General features: G+C 66.1%; 12 protein-coding genes and 1 pseudogene. 5 read left to right on the plus strand and 8 right to left on the minus strand.

Going from position 1 to position 14,746, the window contains the following annotated elements:
* Positions 1-16: 16 nt before the first annotated feature.
* Positions 17-757: pseudogene (locus OTERR_RS06890) on the minus strand (YoaK family protein); the annotation flags it as partial.
* Between the two features lie 357 nt (positions 758-1,114).
* Between OTERR_RS06890 and OTERR_RS06895 the strand changes: the two are divergent.
* Together OTERR_RS06895 and OTERR_RS06900 are read left to right on the plus strand one after the other, a co-directional pair.
* Positions 1,115-1,906 (plus strand): SDR family NAD(P)-dependent oxidoreductase, encoded by a 792-nt coding sequence (locus OTERR_RS06895; RefSeq protein WP_149425260.1) that lies wholly within the window; start codon positions 1,115-1,117, stop codon positions 1,904-1,906.
* Positions 1,907-1,916: 10 nt separating this feature from the next.
* Positions 1,917-2,636, plus strand: a complete 720-nt coding sequence (locus OTERR_RS06900; protein ID WP_187775323.1) for a 2'-5' RNA ligase family protein — start codon at positions 1,917-1,919, stop codon at positions 2,634-2,636.
* Between the two features lie 123 nt (positions 2,637-2,759).
* Here the strand turns inward: OTERR_RS06900 and OTERR_RS06905 are convergent, their stop codons facing one another.
* The 5 genes from OTERR_RS06905 to OTERR_RS06925 form a co-directional block, all read right to left on the minus strand.
* Positions 2,760-3,329, minus strand: a complete 570-nt coding sequence (locus tag OTERR_RS06905; protein ID WP_054620586.1) for a YceI family protein — start codon at positions 3,327-3,329, stop codon at positions 2,760-2,762.
* 52 nt (positions 3,330-3,381) lie between these two features.
* Positions 3,382-3,984, minus strand: coding sequence for a YceI family protein (locus tag OTERR_RS06910; protein ID WP_054620587.1), 603 nt, complete (start codon positions 3,982-3,984; stop codon positions 3,382-3,384).
* 60 nt (positions 3,985-4,044) lie between these two features.
* A complete protein-coding gene (locus OTERR_RS06915) occupies positions 4,045-4,569 on the minus strand; it encodes a cytochrome b (protein WP_054620588.1) in 525 nt (174 codons plus the stop codon).
* 3 nt (positions 4,570-4,572) lie between these two features.
* Positions 4,573-5,043: a MarR family winged helix-turn-helix transcriptional regulator gene (locus tag OTERR_RS06920; protein ID WP_054620589.1), complete on the minus strand. Its 471-nt coding sequence runs from the start codon at positions 5,041-5,043 to the stop codon at positions 4,573-4,575.
* Positions 5,044-5,220: 177 nt separating this feature from the next.
* On the minus strand, positions 5,221-6,012 hold the full coding sequence (locus OTERR_RS06925) for an EF-hand domain-containing protein (RefSeq protein ID WP_054620590.1): 792 nt from the start codon (positions 6,010-6,012) through the stop codon (positions 5,221-5,223).
* Positions 6,013-6,535: 523 nt separating this feature from the next.
* Between OTERR_RS06925 and OTERR_RS06930 the strand changes: the two genes are divergently transcribed.
* Positions 6,536-7,615: a response regulator gene (locus OTERR_RS06930; RefSeq protein WP_054620591.1), complete on the plus strand. Its 1,080-nt coding sequence runs from the start codon at positions 6,536-6,538 to the stop codon at positions 7,613-7,615.
* 2 nt (positions 7,616-7,617) lie between these two features.
* Entirely contained in the window at positions 7,618-10,710 is a 3,093-nt protein-coding gene (locus tag OTERR_RS06935) for a hybrid sensor histidine kinase/response regulator (RefSeq protein ID WP_149425263.1), read from the plus strand.
* 124 nt (positions 10,711-10,834) lie between these two features.
* On the opposite strand, the gene OTERR_RS06940 is transcribed toward OTERR_RS06935, so the two are convergent.
* A complete protein-coding gene (locus OTERR_RS06940; protein WP_149425264.1) occupies positions 10,835-11,191 on the minus strand; it encodes a response regulator in 357 nt (118 codons plus the stop codon).
* Positions 11,188-12,873: a sensor histidine kinase gene (locus tag OTERR_RS06945; protein ID WP_149425265.1), complete on the minus strand. Its 1,686-nt coding sequence runs from the start codon at positions 12,871-12,873 to the stop codon at positions 11,188-11,190. The genes OTERR_RS06940 and OTERR_RS06945 overlap by 4 nt, the downstream gene beginning before the upstream one ends.
* Before the next feature lie 260 nt (positions 12,874-13,133).
* Between OTERR_RS06945 and OTERR_RS06950 the strand changes: the two genes are divergently transcribed.
* The gene (locus tag OTERR_RS06950) at positions 13,134-14,399 is read left to right on the plus strand and encodes an HD-GYP domain-containing protein (protein ID WP_246154381.1); all 1,266 of its coding nucleotides are present in this window, start codon (positions 13,134-13,136) and stop codon (positions 14,397-14,399) included.
* Positions 14,400-14,746: the final 347 nt, after the last annotated feature.

The raw sequence follows: 14,746 nt of genomic DNA on the forward strand, positions 1-14,746 counted from the left end.
CGGGGCGGCAAGCTTAGCGTGCCTTGAAATCGTCGAACATCGGTACGGCGGCCAAGAGCAGGAGCAGGGCGGCCAGGGGAACAGTGGAAACGAAACCGATGTGCTTGAACCCCAGGGCGCCGAGCAGGCCGCCGATGAAAAACATTCCGAGTAGGGAACCGAGAAGCTTCAAGCGACGCCGATTGGCCAGCACCGGCGGGGGGGCCTCCGCCCGGTCGATACGGTTCCAGTAGAACAGCTTGCCCAGTTCGATGCCAATGTCGGTAACCAGGCCGGTGACGTGGGTGGTACGGATCTCGGCCTTGGAGATCTTGGTGATGATGGCGTTCTGCAAGCCCATCACGTAGCAGAGCAGGGCCACGGTGGTGGGCACGAAGAGCAGGCGGTGCTGCTCCAGATTGGCGCCGAGCAGGCCAAACCCGAGCAGCAGCAGGGCTTCCAGCAGCAGCGGCAGGGCGTATTCGCTATTGGCGTTGTGGCGCCGCCCCCAATTGATCAATACGGCCGAGGTCGCCGCACCGATCAGGAAGGCGAGAAAGGCGCCCAGGGCGGAGATGGCCAGGGCGATTTCACCGATGGCCAGATCGTCGGCCACCGAGGAAACGATGCCCGACATATGGGAGGTATATTGCCCCACCGCGAGGAAGCCCCCGGCGTTGGCCGCGCCGGCGACGAAGGCCAGGGAACGCCCCAGGTGCCGGTTGGCGTCGTCGGTACGCTGACGTCCCGTGAGGCTGCGGAGGTAATTGATCGGCACGCGGCGGGTCCAGTGAAGAGGCTGGTGGGGCAAGGGGGCCCCATGGGCAAGACCGGGAGTTTACCCGAGGCACGGGCCGCTGGTATCGGGACAAAAGACGACCGGTCGGCCGCCCGGGGTCGGCTTGGCGTTGGGTTTGCAGGCCGGGGGCTCGTAAGCTGGGCGAACCCGGTCGGGGAATTGGCAACGTTTCAGGAAAGGTAATTCAGCCCCCTGCCGGGTTATCACCGTCGGCGATACGGCCGACAATGGCGTCTTAAGCCGTGGGTCGCGCCCCCGTGTCCTGCCGGTTCCGGCAAGGCGGCACTCGCGGTGGGCTGCGGCTATAACGGTGATGACGCTTTGGAGGATTGCACCATGCACATCGATTTGTCGGGCAAAACCGCCCTGGTTACCGCATCCACGGCCGGCATCGGCCTGGCCATCGCCGAGGGCCTGGCGCGGGCCGGGGCCGCCGTGGTCATCAATGGCCGTCATCAGGAAACGGTGGATCAGGCCGTGGCCGGGATCGTCGCGCGCATCCCCGGGGCGGCGGTGCGTGGCGTGGCCGCCGACGTGGCGACGGCGGCGGGGTGCGCCGCCCTGGTGGCCGCGCTGTCCCAGACGGATATCCTGGTCAATAACGCCGGGATTTATGGCCCTCAGGATTTCTTTGCCACCGACGACGCCGAGTGGCAGCGCTATTTCGACACCAACGTCATGTCCGGCGTGCGTCTGGCCCGGGCCTACCTGCCCGGCATGGCAGCCCGGGACTGGGGGCGGGTGGTGTTCATTTCGTCCGAGTCGGCCTTCAATATTCCGGCGGACATGATTCACTATGGCTTCAGCAAGACGGCGCAACTGGCCGTGTCCCGGGGGCTGGCCAAGCGGATGGCCGGCAGCGGCGTGACGGTGAACGCGGTGCTGCCCGGTCCAACCCTGTCCGATGGAGTCAAGGCCATGCTTCAGGATACGGCCCGCGAGCAGGGCAAGAGCATCGAGGAAACCGCCCGGGATTTCATCAAGCAACACCGGCCCAGCTCCATCATCGGTCGGGCGGCCACCACCGACGAGGTCGCCAACATGGTGGTCTATGTCTGTTCGCCCCAGGCTTCCGCCACCACCGGCGCTTCCCTGCGGGTGGATGGCGGGGTGGTGGATTCGCTCTAGCCGGATGCGGATGGATACGCCATACGATTCCCGGCCAGCCATCGTCCATGAGCCGTTGGATGTGACCCTGACGCGGCAGGCCAGGGCGGGCCGGTTTTTCTCGGCCTCTCCCCGCACCTTACCGTTCGAGCCCCGGGATTACCCGGAGTGGCATCGGGGCCGTACCACCTACGGCGTCTGGATGGTCGATGCCGATATCGCACCGCTGCGTGCCCGGGTAGCCCGAGCCCGCGATCACCTGGACGGGGTGTTGACGGCGCACCAGCGCCAGCCCCACGTCACCCTGTTCGTCTGCGGGTTTTGCGCCGACCGGCCGATGAGCGACGACGATTTCACCCCGGCCATGCTGGCCCGGCAGCGGCGGGCCCTGGAGGCGGCTGCGGTGGCGCCGTTCGAACTGGAGATCGGTGGCCTGGCGAGTTTCGATTCGGCGGTGTTCCTCGAGGTGCGCGATCCCGACCATTGCCTGGCCCCGATCCGTGCCGCCCTGGCCCACGGACAGGGGGAGGTCTGTCCTCACGAGGTTTACACGCCACATCTCACCGTCGGCCTGTACCGCGATGCTTTCGACAAGCCGGCGGTGACCCGGCGCCTGGCGGCGTTTGCCGAGGATGCACCCCTGCGCCTGGCCGTTACGGGCTTGCACTTTGCCGTCTATCCGGCCCAGCACCCCTGTGGCTTGCTGGAGACCCGCGAGGTGTTTCCGCTGTCGGGCCCCGTGCGAGGTTGAGACTTGGCTCTGGCTTGGACTCTGCGGATGGGGTTCGTATCGCCAGCGGAGCGGCCGACAAAAAACCCCGCCTAGGTGGCGGGGTTTTTTGTCGGCCGAAAACGGCCCGGGGCGAGGCCTCCGTTACTGCTTGATCGCTTCGAGGGCGATGGTGATGGTCACGTCGTCGCCCACGTGCGGCGCGTACTTGCCGGCGTTGAACTCGGTGCGCTTGATCACGGTGGTGGCGTTGGCGCCGATGGCGTCCTTCTTCAGCATCGGGTGCGGCATGGCCTGGAAGGAGGTCACGGTCAGGGTCACCGGCTTGGTGATGCCTTTGATGGTCAGGTTGCCTTCGACCTTGCTCGGCTTGTCGCCTTCGAACACCACCTTGGTGGACTTGAAGGTGGCGGTGGGGTACTTGGCGGTGTCGAGGAAATCGGCGCCCTGGATGTGCTCGTTAAAGACGGGGAAACCGGTGTTCACCGATTTCATGTCGATGGTCACATCCACCGCGCCGGTACGGGCTTCCTTGTCGAACACCACGGTGCCGCTGGTCTTGTCGAAGCGCGACAGCTGGGTGGAGTAGCCGAAGTGGCTGTAGGCGAAGCGGGAGAAGCTGTGGCTGCTATCGAGCACGTAGGACTCGGGGGCGGCAAAAGCGGAAGCGCTCAGGGTGGCACCAAGGGCCAGGGCGATCAGGGAGGATTTCATCGTTAGGGTTCTCCGTTGGGTTGGGGGAGTGGGGAGGGGGGTGGGGTAAGGCTTACTTCTTGGCGCCGGGCAGGGCGTAGAACTTGAACTTGACCTGCACGTCGTCGGCGACCACCGAGGGATCGGACCAGGAACCTTCGCCGATCTTGTAGGGCAGGCGCTTCAGGGTGAAACCACCGTCGAACCAGGCGCCATTGCCTTCGGGGCGGACGGTGAACACGGCCACCACGTCACGGCTGATGCCCTTGATCGACAGCGGGCCGTGGGCCTCGAAACGGCCATCGGCCAGCTTCTTCACGCTGGCGGCGGTGAACACGGCCTTGGGGAAGGCGGCGGTGTTGAACCAGGGTTTGCCCTTCACCTCGCCGTCGGCCTCGGCATTGCCGGTGTCAATGCTGGCCAGATCCACCTCGATTTTGGCCTGGGCGGTTTCGGGCTTGGCCGGGTCGAACTTGACCTGGGCATCGACGCGCTTGAAGCGGCCGTCCACCGGCACGTTCATTTGCTTGCTGACGAAGGTGATCTGGCTCTTGTCGGCGCTTACCTGGGTGAATTCGGCGGCGTGGGCGGCGGACAGGCTGCCCAGGGCGAGCAGGCTGCTGCCCAAGGCCAGGATCAGGCGGGTGCCGGGAGTGCGGCGGGAGGTTGCGGTCATGGGTGTTCTCCGTAACGGGGGGCAGGGAGGGGAAAGGACGTCAGTCGGCGGGTCTGGCGGTCACGCACGCTTGAAACGCATGCGGTCGAGCAGCCCGTCCTTGTCGATGAAGTGATGCTTGAGGGCGGCGCCGACGTGGGCGGCGACCAGGGCCAGCAGGGTGTAGTTGAGCAGTTCGTGCACCTCGCGCAGCAGGTCGCCCAGGGCCTTGTCCTTGGCCACCAGGTCGGGCAGGGGCAGCACGCCGAACCAGACGGTCTGGAAGCCCTTGGCCGAGCTCATCAGCCAACCGGACAGGGGCACGACCAGCATCAGCACGTAGAGCAGGTGGTGAACGGCGGTGGCGGCCACCTGCTGCCAGCGCGGTCCGGCGGGCGCCGGCGGCGCCGCGTGGGTGGCGCGCCAGGCCAGGCGGATGGCCACCAGCAGCAGCACGGTGATGCCGATCCATTTGTGGTACGAGAAAAGCTGCAGCTTGTTCGGCGAGAAGGGCAGGTCGGCCATGTACATCCCCAGGGGGAAGGCGGCGAAGATCAGCAGGGCGACGAGCCAGTGCAGCAGGATGGCGGTGCGGGTATAGGTCATGGCTTACTCGGCAAGATCGGAAGAGGTCGGTTGTCCGGAAGGCTGGTGGGCGAGGAAGGAGCGGCGCAGGGTGTCCAGCCCGGCTTCCAGGCTGGCCCGGGCTTCCGGCGTGAGGCAATCGAAGGCGGGCCGGCAGAAGTCCATGTGAGCCGGGAAGACCCGCTGAAACAGGGCATCGCCCTCCGGGGTCAGTTCCACCCGGGTACAGCGACGATCCGACTCCAGGCCGACGCGGCGCACCAGACCCTTTTCCTCGAGCCGATCCACCACGCCGGTGAGGGTGCCCTTGGTGATCAGGGTCCGCTCGCCCAGTTCGCGAAACGTCATGCCCGGGGTGTTGCCCAGGGTGGCGATGATGTCGAACTGGGGCGGCGTCAGTCCCAGGGAGCGCACGTGACCGCCGGAGAAGGCCTCGAAGGCCTGGTAGCAGCGCACCAGGGCTGCCAAGGTGGACAAGTGGGGTTCGCGAGGCATGACGTTGGGTCCGTAATTAGTTCTAACTCGAACTAATATTGTTCGAGTTAGAACTAATTGTCAACGCGCGGTGCGTAACGTTGTGTTACCGCAAAAAAACCAGCCTCCCGAGGGAGGCCGGCAACGTGCCAGGATGCAAGGCCCGGCACAGGGGGGCGGTCATGGCGCCCTGTGGCGTCAGGCGACCACGCTCAGGGTGCTCACCAGGCTGTTGCTGGCGGTGCTGCTGGCGTTGCGATACTGCTGCAGCAGGGCGTTGATGAAGGACGACAGTTCGTTGCCGTTGCTCGACGAAGTGTCGGACGTGTCCGATGAGGACGACGAATCGGCACCGCTGGCGGCCGACACCTGGTCGCCCCTCTGGCCGCTGGGCGGGGCCGGCGGCGGGCCGCTCTGGGCCATGCGGCTTTCCATATCGCTGCGGCGCTTGTCCATGGCGCTGGTGAATTCGGACTGGCTGATCGCCCCATCGCCGTCGCTGTCGTCCTGCTTGAGGATTTGATCGACCTTGGAGGACACATCGCGGCCCTGGTCGCTGGATTTACTCTGCAGCAGGCTGGTCAGCTCGCTCTTGCTGATCGAGCCGTCGCCATCGCTGTCGGCATCGGAGAACATCTTCGCCGGATCGCCGCCGGGGCCACCCGGGCCACCGGGACCATGGGGGCGGCCGCCGCCCATGGCGCTGCTCAGCTGGCTTTGCAATTGTTCGAGCACCTTGCTGATGGCGGCCGAGGTCTCGTCCTTGGAAACGCTGCCGCTGCCGTCGCTATCGAGCGCCGAGAACAAAGTATCGATATCGCTGCTGCTACTGCCCGACCCGTCCGAGGACGCGTTGCTCTTCAGCAGGGACGACAGTTCGCTTTTGTCGATGCTGCCGTCGCCATTGGCGTCGGCTTTGGCGAACAGCTTTTCCTGCAGCTTGGACAGGTCCGGGCCTCCCCGGCTTCCGCCCATGCTGGAGAGGGTCATGGAGGAATACCCTCCGCTACTGACTCCACTGATCATGGCTGGCTCCTTGCACGTTGGATGACCCGTCTGCAAGACGCACGACGGGCCGTGCCATGCTCGGGTCCCCGTGTAACCAGCGGTTGTGCGATTTGTAGCGGCACCGATACACAGCCAGGCCAAACCCCGCGCCAATAAACGATCTCCGGGCGGTATGCCTGGAGATGCCCGTGGATACTGGGGTTTGGCGAGGCCCCCCTGGAAAGCCAGGCCAGAAGCCAGCCTTCGCGGGGGCAGCCTCGACGGTGGTCTTGGGCGCACGCACCTTGGTACCCATCGGATTGACGGCCACGGTCCGTACCACCACCCGCAGCTCCCGGGGCGAACGGGGGCTGGCCGCCTGGTTCGACGTGCTACCGCCGTCGGATCGATTCCGATACGGGGGCAGGGCGCGTAAACACGCCGCACACCCGCCGTACACCACGAGGTAACGGGATCGGGGCGGGGAGGAATTTCCGCACAGGCATCCGGAGGCTACCGCCGGATAATGGCGGCACTGCCCCACCGGAGCACTGATGTGCCGCTCAATGTCCTGATCATCGACGATTCGGAAATCAACCTTACCCTGTTCCGGGCCCTGGTCGGCCGTATCGACGGGGCCGTGCCCCTGACCTTCCTGTCTTCCGCCGAGGCGCTGGCGTGGTGCCGCCAGGGGAGCCCGGACGTGGTCGTGGTCGATTACATGATGCCGGCCCCGGATGGGCTCGATTTCATCCGCCAACTGCGCCGCCTGCCGGGTTGCGCCGATCAGCCGGTGCTGATGGTGACGGCCAACGAACAGAAAGACGTGCGCTACCAGGCCCTGGACGAAGGCGCCACGGACTTTCTCACCAAGCCGGTGGACAAGCGGGAGTTCATCGCCCGGGTGCGCAACATGTGTGCTCTGCGCCAGGGCCAGCGGGCCATGGCCGATCAGGCGGCCTGGTTGGCCGACGAGGTGGCCAAGGCCACCGCCGCCCTGGTGGCCCGGGAAAAGGAAACCATCCTCTGCCTGTCCCAGGCGGCCGAGTACCGGGATCCGGAAACCGGCGCCCACATCCTGCGCATGGCCCATTACTCGCGCCTGATCGCCCGCAATCTGGGGTTATCCGAAGCGGAGCAGGATCTCATTCTGGAAGCGGCGCCCATGCACGACGTGGGCAAGGTCGGCACGCCGGATTTCATTCTGCTCAAACCCGGCCGGCTCACCGAGGAAGAGTTCGCGGTGATGCGCCAGCATGCCCAAAAGGGCTGCGACATTCTGGCGCGCAGCACCTCGCCGATCCTTCAGAAGGCGGCAGAGATCGCCCTGACCCATCACGAGAAGTTCGACGGCAGCGGCTACCCCAACGGTTTGGCGGGGGAGGCGATACCCCTCCATGGACGCATCGTCGCCGTGGCCGACGTGTTCGACGCCCTGACCTCGTCGCGCCCCTACAAGCCGGCCTGGAGCCTGGATCGGGCCCGGGATTACCTGCGCGAGAGCGCCGGCGGCCATTTCGACCCCCGCTGCGTCGAGGCCTTCCTGGCCGATTGGGAGGCGGTGCTCGACATCCATGGCCGCTTCCAGGACGAACACCGGGACTGAACATGCACCACCTGCTTACCCGGCAGCTGAGCCGCTTTCTCGGCGTTGCAGACCCCGCCCAGGGGGCGCGGGTCCTGGCCGACCTGCGCCAGTTGGCCGCACGCCCCGATGTCGCCCCGGAAACCGCTGCCGCCCTGGCCGGCCTGGAAGGGCTGTTGGCCGCAGTGGATGAGGCCTACCAGCATCAGGATCGCACCCTGGCGCTGCAAACCAGCAGCCTGGAACGGAATGCCCGGGAGCTGGAGGAAGCCAACGCCCGACTCTCCCAGGATCTGGCCGTCCGCCGGGGGGCCGTCGAATCCTTGCGCGAGATCGCCAACCGCATGCTGGCCCAGGCCGGCCTGCCCGCCATCAGCCCCCAGGACGATAGCCTGGAGGCCATCACCCTGTTGCTCGATGACCTGGTGCTGGAGCGGGAGAGCACCCGGGCCCAGTTGGACGGTGCGCTACGGGCCCTGGAACAGCAGCAGGCGGCGGTGGACCGTCACGCCATCGTCAGCATTGCCGACGTGACGGGCCGGATCACCTACGTCAACGACAAGTTCGTCCAGATCAGCGGCTACAGCCGGGACGAACTGCTGGAGCAAAACCACCGGATCCTGAATTCCGGCCACCATCCCCCCGAATTCTTCGACGACCTGTGGCGCACCATTGCCGCGGGGCAGGTCTGGTCCGGGGACATCTGCAACCGCAGCAAGAGCGGCCACAACTACTGGGTGAACGCCACCATCGTGCCCTTCGTCGATGCCCAGGGACGACCCTACCAGTACGTGGCGATTCGCACCGATATCACCGCCCGTATCGAGGCCGAGGAAAAGCTCGATGCCCAGCTGCATTTCACCCGTCAGCTCATCGAGAGCATTCCCGTTCCTCTCTATTTCAAGGATACGGAGGGGTTCTACCTGGGCTTCAACAAGGCTTTCGAAGATTTCTTCTGTCTGCGCCGGGAGGAGTGGCTGGGCCGCCATGTGCGCGACCTGCTGCCCCCGGATATCGCCGCATTCCACGCCACTCGCGACGAAGAACTGATACAGCACCTGGAGCGGCAGAGTTATGAACTGGAAGTGGTGACCTTGCGCGGCGAGCGGCGGGTGGCCTTCTATAGCAAGGCGCCCCTGACCCGGCCCGACGGCACGGCGAGCGGCCTGATCGGTACCATTCTCGACATCTCCGACCGCAAACGCTGGGAACAAGAGATCCTCCGGGCCAAGGAGGCGGCTGAGGCGGCCAACCAGACCAAGAGCGATTTCCTGGCCAATATGAGCCACGAAATCCGCACGCCGATGAACGGCATCCTCGGCATGACCGAACTGGCGCTGGACACGGCGCTGGACGAGGAGCAGCGAGAGTACCTGCAAGCCGTCAAGCGCTCGGCGGATGCCCTGCTGGTCGTGATCAACGACATCCTGGACTTCTCCAAGATCGAGGCCGGCAAGCTCGATGTCGAATCGGTGCCTTTCGACCTGGAGCCGGTGATCGGCGACGCCCTGCGCGGCGTGGCCCTGCGCGCCGAGCAAAAGGGCATCGAATTGCTGGCGGACATCGACGCCGATGTCCCGGGCCGGCTGCTGGGCGATCCGGGGCGGTTGCGTCAGATTCTCCTCAACCTGCTGAGCAACGCCGTCAAATTCACCGCACGGGGCGAGGTGGCGGTGGGCGTGCACCTGGAGCGCCAGGATGCCGACGGACTGCTCCTGCACTTCACCGTGAGGGACTCGGGCATCGGCATCGCGCCGGAAAAGTGCCAGATCATCTTCGAACCCTTTTCCCAGGAAGACGCGTCCACCACCCGCAATTACGGGGGTACCGGCCTGGGCCTCACCATCTGCAGCCGCCTGGCCGCCTTGATGGGGGGGTACATCTGGGTCGAGAGCACGGTCGGCAAGGGCAGCACCTTCCAGTTCACCGTGCGTCTTCAGCCCTTGAGCCCGCAATCCGAGCCGCCCTTGCCCCTGGCCGGGCGGCGTGCCGTGGTGGCGCTCCGTCACCCGGAACAGGCCGCCACGCTGTGCCGGCAACTGGCTGCCCTGGGCATGGCGGCATGCCCGATCGAGAATGCCGCCGCTCTGGCGACGACAGATGCGGCCGATCTCTACGCCATTGATGTGGATCTGCCGTTGCCTGCCGGTACGACCTGGGAGGCCGTGCTCGACGCTACCGGAGTCATGCCTGCCCAGGTGCTGTTGCTCACCCGCATTTCGGCGCCGACCGGGGGGGGGCTGCGTGACTGGGGCGTTCGCTGGGCCATTCCCAAACCGGCCTTGCCCGGGGAGCTGCGCCACGCTTTGGCCCAGTGGTGCGGCCAACCCGGGGAGAAGGGCGTGGCCGGGCGGCCGTTACGCGTGTTGCTGGCCGAAGACCACCCGGTCAACCAACGCCTGATGAGCAGTGTGCTGGCCCGTCTTGGGCACCAGGTGGTAGTGGCCGAGGACGGGGAAGCGGCGGTGGAAAAGGCGCGGGACGAGACGGTGGATCTGATCCTGATGGACATGCAGATGCCCCGTCTGGACGGCCTGACAGCCACTGCCCGGATTCGCGCCGAAGCCCGGCGCGCCGGGCGACGGCGGGTACCGGTGTATGCCCTTTCTGCCGCAGTGGAGGACGTGGATCGCGGTGCCGGCGAGGCCGCCGGGCTGGACGGCTATCTGGGCAAACCCCTTGCCCAGGAAGCGCTGCGTAGCGTCCTGGAGAGCGCTGCCGTGGCGCTGGGACCGGCCCGGAAAACGAGCGGTGGCACGCCGGTGGCCCAGGAGGCTCAGGACGCTAAGGAAGATTACGCCCGTCTGTTGGCCCAGGCCGACCCGGACATCGTCGGCATCATCGGCCAGGTTTTCATCGAGACCGCCCCACGGGACGCCCGGGCCCTGGCCGAAGCCCATGCCGCCCAGGACTGGGAGGCCCTGGCCCGGGTGGCCCACACCATCAAGGGCAGTATTGCCAACTTCGCCGCCGAAAATCTGGTGCACCAGGCAGGAGCCCTGGAGGCGGCGGCCCATAGTGGGCAGGTCGAGCCCGCAGCGGTGGAAACCCTGGCGGCCGAGTACCAGCGCTTTTGCGATGCCCTGGCGAGCTACCTGGCCCGGACCGAGGCCTAGAAAAAGGGATCTCGGAACGAGGGTATGGGTGCGGGAATGCACTCGGTGTAGGAAGGGGCTTGCGCCTCCCATTCCTGCCGGCCGGGCAGGGGCCCGGGGAGGCGGCCCCGCTCCCGCCTTCTGTTCAGGCGATGCCCAGGGCGCGGATCAGCACTTCCCGATTGATCGGCTTGATCAGCAGTTCGCTGAATCCGGCTTCCATGATGCGGGCCTTTTCGTTGCTGAAGGCGTGGGCGGTGTAGGCCACGATGTGCAGCTGCTCGCCCCCGGGCTGGCTGCGCAGGGTCTGGCAGACCTCGGTGCCGCTCATATCGGGCATGCTGACGTCGAGCAGGATGTGGCTGATTTCCGGATGTTCGGCGACTTTTTGCAGGGCGTCCTGGCCCGAGGCGGCTTCTTCCACCGCCACACCGAGCTTGCGTAGGATCACGCAAGGCAGCATGCGATTGACGTCCTGATCGTCGACTACCAGTACCTTCATGCGACTTTTTCCTTGCGGGGCGCCGTGGCGCTCAGGGTGAAGTAGAACTCGCTGCCTTCGCCGGGGGCCGAGCGGACATCCAGATGCCCTCCCATGAGTTCGACGAGTTGGCGCGAAAGGGCCAGGCCGAGGCCGGTGCCCGAGTGTTTGCGGGTGATGAAGTGCTCGCCCTGGCGGAATTTCTCGAAGATGGCCCCTTGATCGGCCAGGGCAATGCCGGGGCCGGTATCGCTGACCGAGAAGCGCACGCCCTGGGGTGTCCTGCTCACCTGGAGGACGACCTGGCCCTGGTCGGTGAACTTGAGGGCGTTGTGCACCAGGTTGTTGAGCACCTGGATCAGGCGGGTTTGGTCGCAGTGCAGGGTGGCGGGGACGGCGTCGTCTACCTTGGCTTCGAAGCCCAGCCCCTTCTGCCGGGCCGTGGGCAGGTGGGTGCGGTGCACCTGCTCGACCAGGGCGCGGCAATCCTCATCGGCGAATTCCAGGTCGAGCTTGCCGGCCTCGATCTTGGACAGGTCGAGAATCGAATTCACTAGGCCGAGCAGGTGGTTGCCACTGTCGTAGATGGTGGCGGCGAAGACCTGCTGCTCCGCATCCGGGGCCAAGTCGCGGAGCAGTTCGGCGTAGCCGATGATGCCGTTGAGGGGCGTGCGCAGTTCGTGGGACATGGAGGCGAGAAACTCGGATTTGAGCCGGGTGGCGGCCTCGGCCTCGGCCCGGCTGGCTTCCAGGCGGCGCAACAGGCCCGAGGACGAGAGGGCAAAGGCCAGGATGAGCAGGCTCATCACCACGGCAAAGACCACGTAGGCCTGACAGCGGGCATAGTAGCCGGCCAGGGCTTCCCGTTCGCTGACGCCCACGGCCACCACCATGGGGTAGTCGGGGAGGCGGCGGAAGGCGGTCAGGCGGACGATGCCATCGACCTTGCTGCTGGCGGTGTATGTCCCCTGGTCGGTCCGCGCGAGCATGGTGAGCATGGGGGCACCGCTGATGTCCTGGCCCACGGTCATGTTGTCGCCGCTCTTGCGCGCCCGGATGATGCCGTCGGTACCGGCCAGGGTGATCACCCCGCCCTTGCCCAGGTCGACGTCGCTGTAGAGGTTGGTGAAGTAGTAGGGGTCCACCGATACCACCACCACCCCGCCGAAGCTGCCGTCGGGCTTGTTGATGCGCCGGGTCATCTGGATCGACCACTTGCCCGAGGCCCGGCCGAGCACTGGCTTGCTGATGAACAATGCTTTGCTATCGACGTCCTTGTGTACCCGGAAGTGTTCCCGGTCGGAGAGGTCGATGGTCTTGTGATTGGCCAGGTTGGAAAGGATGTACTGGCCGTGCTCGTCGATCACCCCGATCTGGTTGAAGAAGGTGGAGACGATCAGTCCCTTCTCCATGTAGTCGTAGATGTCGACATCGCCCTGGTTGTGCTCGTACTGGTACTTGAGGAAAACCACCGCCTGATCCACGCTCTTCAGGGTGCGCAGGGTGTGTTCTTCCAGGGAGCGGACTAGGTTGACGTTGCTGCGGTTGGTGTCGTCGATTTCCTGCTTTTCTTCCAGGTGGATCTTGTAGCCGATGGCGAACCACAGCATGCCCAGCAGGAGCAGGGCAAAGCCCCAGATGCGCCGCGTGATGCGCGACGAGGCCGGGGTAGAGGCAAGGGGAGTGCGGTGCGTGTTGGGCATGGAAGATAGAGCAGGCCAGGCGCGGCGTGCCTTGCGCTATGGTAATGAAAGCGCGGCAAAACACCCGTGAGGAATTCGGCATTTACCGGTCGAACTTCCCATGAAGCCTGCCGCCGGTCGTGCCGGGGGCATTTGGGTCAGGATTTCGCGGTAGCCTTGTCCCTGTCGCCCCATTCCCTTTCCATGTGCTGGCCGTGGCTGCACCGGGGGAGGGGCGTTGCCGATCCCGTTCTTCCCGACTTAGCGTTTTCGACACCACCATGCCTGCCCTGTCCCGCCTTGCCATCGACCGGCTTCAGCCCGGTGTCTTCATTTCCCTCGGCGACCTGGGCTGGATCCACCATCCGTTTCTGCTCAACGAGTTCCGTATCTCCAGTACCAAGCAGATCCAGGTGCTGCACGGGCTGGGACTGACCGAGGTGTTGTGGGACCCGGCGCGCAGCACCGCCGAGCCGCTCCCTGCGTCCAGTGCCTCGGCGGCAGCCGAGGTGGGCGAGGAGGAGTTCGACTTCGCCAGCGCCGCCTTGGCCGGCATGCTTGATGAAAAGCGCCACCGCATCGAGCGGGTGCGCTCCCAGCGCGACGTGTTTGCCCGGCGCGAGCGGGAATACGAGACCGATGCCGCCTCCATCGGCGAAATCCTGCGCACCTTTACCGCCCAGCCGGCGGAGGCCCATAGCGAGGCCCTGGGCCTGGTCGGCCGGGTGGTGGATGGCCTGATGGATGCGCCCAGCGTGGCCATCCACCTGATCAACCAGAAGAGCAAGGACAGCGGCCTGGCCTTCCACTCCCTCAACGTCATGGTGCTGACCCTGCTGCTCGGCAAGACCGCCGGCCTCACCGCCGAGGAGATGCGCCAGGCCGGCCTGGGCGCCATGTTGCACGATGCCGGCAAGAGCGAGATTCCGCCGCGCATCCTGCGCGCCACCTCGCGTACCCCGCCGGAAGAGGAGTTTTACCGCGCCCACATCGGCTATGGCATCAAGGCTGTGGCCGGGGCGCGCAACCTGTCGGTGGCGGCCAAGAACGTGATCGCCTGCCACCACGAGCGCTGGGACGGCAGCGGCTTTCCCAACAAGCTGGCCGGTGAGCGCATTCCGCGCCTGGCCCGGGTGGTGGCCATCGCCAACCGCTACGACAACCTGTGCAACCCCTTTGACATCAAGCGCGCCCTGACCCCGGCGGAAGCCCTGGCCCAATTGTTCAAGAAGGAAACGGCCCATTTCGACCCGGATCTGCTGCAGCGCTTCGTCAAGACTCTGGGCATCTACCCGCCGGGCAGCTTCGTCGCCCTGTCCAACGGCGCCACCGGCCTGGTCATCGAGACCGACCCGGCCCGGCTACTGTCCCCCACGGTGATGCTCTACGACGCGGAAATCCCGCGCAACGAGGCTCTGGTGGTGGATTTGAAGGAAGCGGAGCTGGCCGTCGAGTCGGTGGTCAGCCCGGCCACCCTGCCTTTGGCGGTGGTGGAGTACCTGGCGCCGCGGGGGCGGGTCGATTACTACGTCGAAGGTTCGGCGTGAGGATTCGCGCCTGAGGGGCCCCGAACGCCGCGCCAGTCGCGGCGTTTCAGCATGGGGGGCTGGAAACCCGCGTCCTTCCTTGTTGTCGGCAGGGCATGCCTGGAGATGACCGACTGGCGCGGGGTTCGGAGCGGTGGTTGGTGCGGCGGCCTCGGCCGAAGGGGGGGAGAAAGCCTGGCGCCTGCCGCGCGGCCCCATCCGGGCCGCATCAGAGCCCATGGCGACCCACCATCCGCGCCGGCGGTGCCCAGTCTCGGCGCTTACCGTGATTTTGTCTTGCTCGGGGCGTGCGGCGGTTCGCCGGGGCGGAGCCCCTCCTGCGGCCACTCGCCACACCACGGCCGCCA

It is taken from the genome of Oryzomicrobium terrae, assembly GCF_008274805.1.
GTDB classification, from domain to species: Bacteria; Pseudomonadota; Gammaproteobacteria; order Burkholderiales; family Rhodocyclaceae; genus Oryzomicrobium; species Oryzomicrobium terrae.

Bases quoted from the DNA above. Each gene is read 5' to 3' on its own strand.
- OTERR_RS06925 (WP_054620590.1), bottom strand. From the start codon at position 6,012: ATGACCCTCTCCAGCATGGGCGGAAGCCGGGGAGGCCCGGACCTGTCC.
- OTERR_RS06895 (WP_149425260.1), top strand. From the start codon at position 1,115: ATGCACATCGATTTGTCGGGCAAAACCGCCCTGGTTACCGCATCCACG.
- OTERR_RS06905 (WP_054620586.1), bottom strand. From the start codon at position 3,329: ATGAAATCCTCCCTGATCGCCCTGGCCCTTGGTGCCACCCTGAGCGCT.
- OTERR_RS06910 (WP_054620587.1), bottom strand. From the start codon at position 3,984: ATGACCGCAACCTCCCGCCGCACTCCCGGCACCCGCCTGATCCTGGCC.
- OTERR_RS06930 (WP_054620591.1), top strand. From the start codon at position 6,536: ATGGCGGCACTGCCCCACCGGAGCACTGATGTGCCGCTCAATGTCCTG.
- OTERR_RS06935 (WP_149425263.1), top strand. From the start codon at position 7,618: ATGCACCACCTGCTTACCCGGCAGCTGAGCCGCTTTCTCGGCGTTGCA.
- OTERR_RS06915 (WP_054620588.1), bottom strand. From the start codon at position 4,569: ATGACCTATACCCGCACCGCCATCCTGCTGCACTGGCTCGTCGCCCTG.
- OTERR_RS06940 (WP_149425264.1), bottom strand. From the start codon at position 11,191: ATGAAGGTACTGGTAGTCGACGATCAGGACGTCAATCGCATGCTGCCT.
- OTERR_RS06945 (WP_149425265.1), bottom strand. From the start codon at position 12,873: ATGCCCAACACGCACCGCACTCCCCTTGCCTCTACCCCGGCCTCGTCG.
- OTERR_RS06950 (WP_246154381.1), top strand. From the start codon at position 13,134: ATGCCTGCCCTGTCCCGCCTTGCCATCGACCGGCTTCAGCCCGGTGTC.
- OTERR_RS06920 (WP_054620589.1), bottom strand. From the start codon at position 5,043: ATGCCTCGCGAACCCCACTTGTCCACCTTGGCAGCCCTGGTGCGCTGC.
- OTERR_RS06900 (WP_187775323.1), top strand. From the start codon at position 1,917: ATGGATACGCCATACGATTCCCGGCCAGCCATCGTCCATGAGCCGTTG.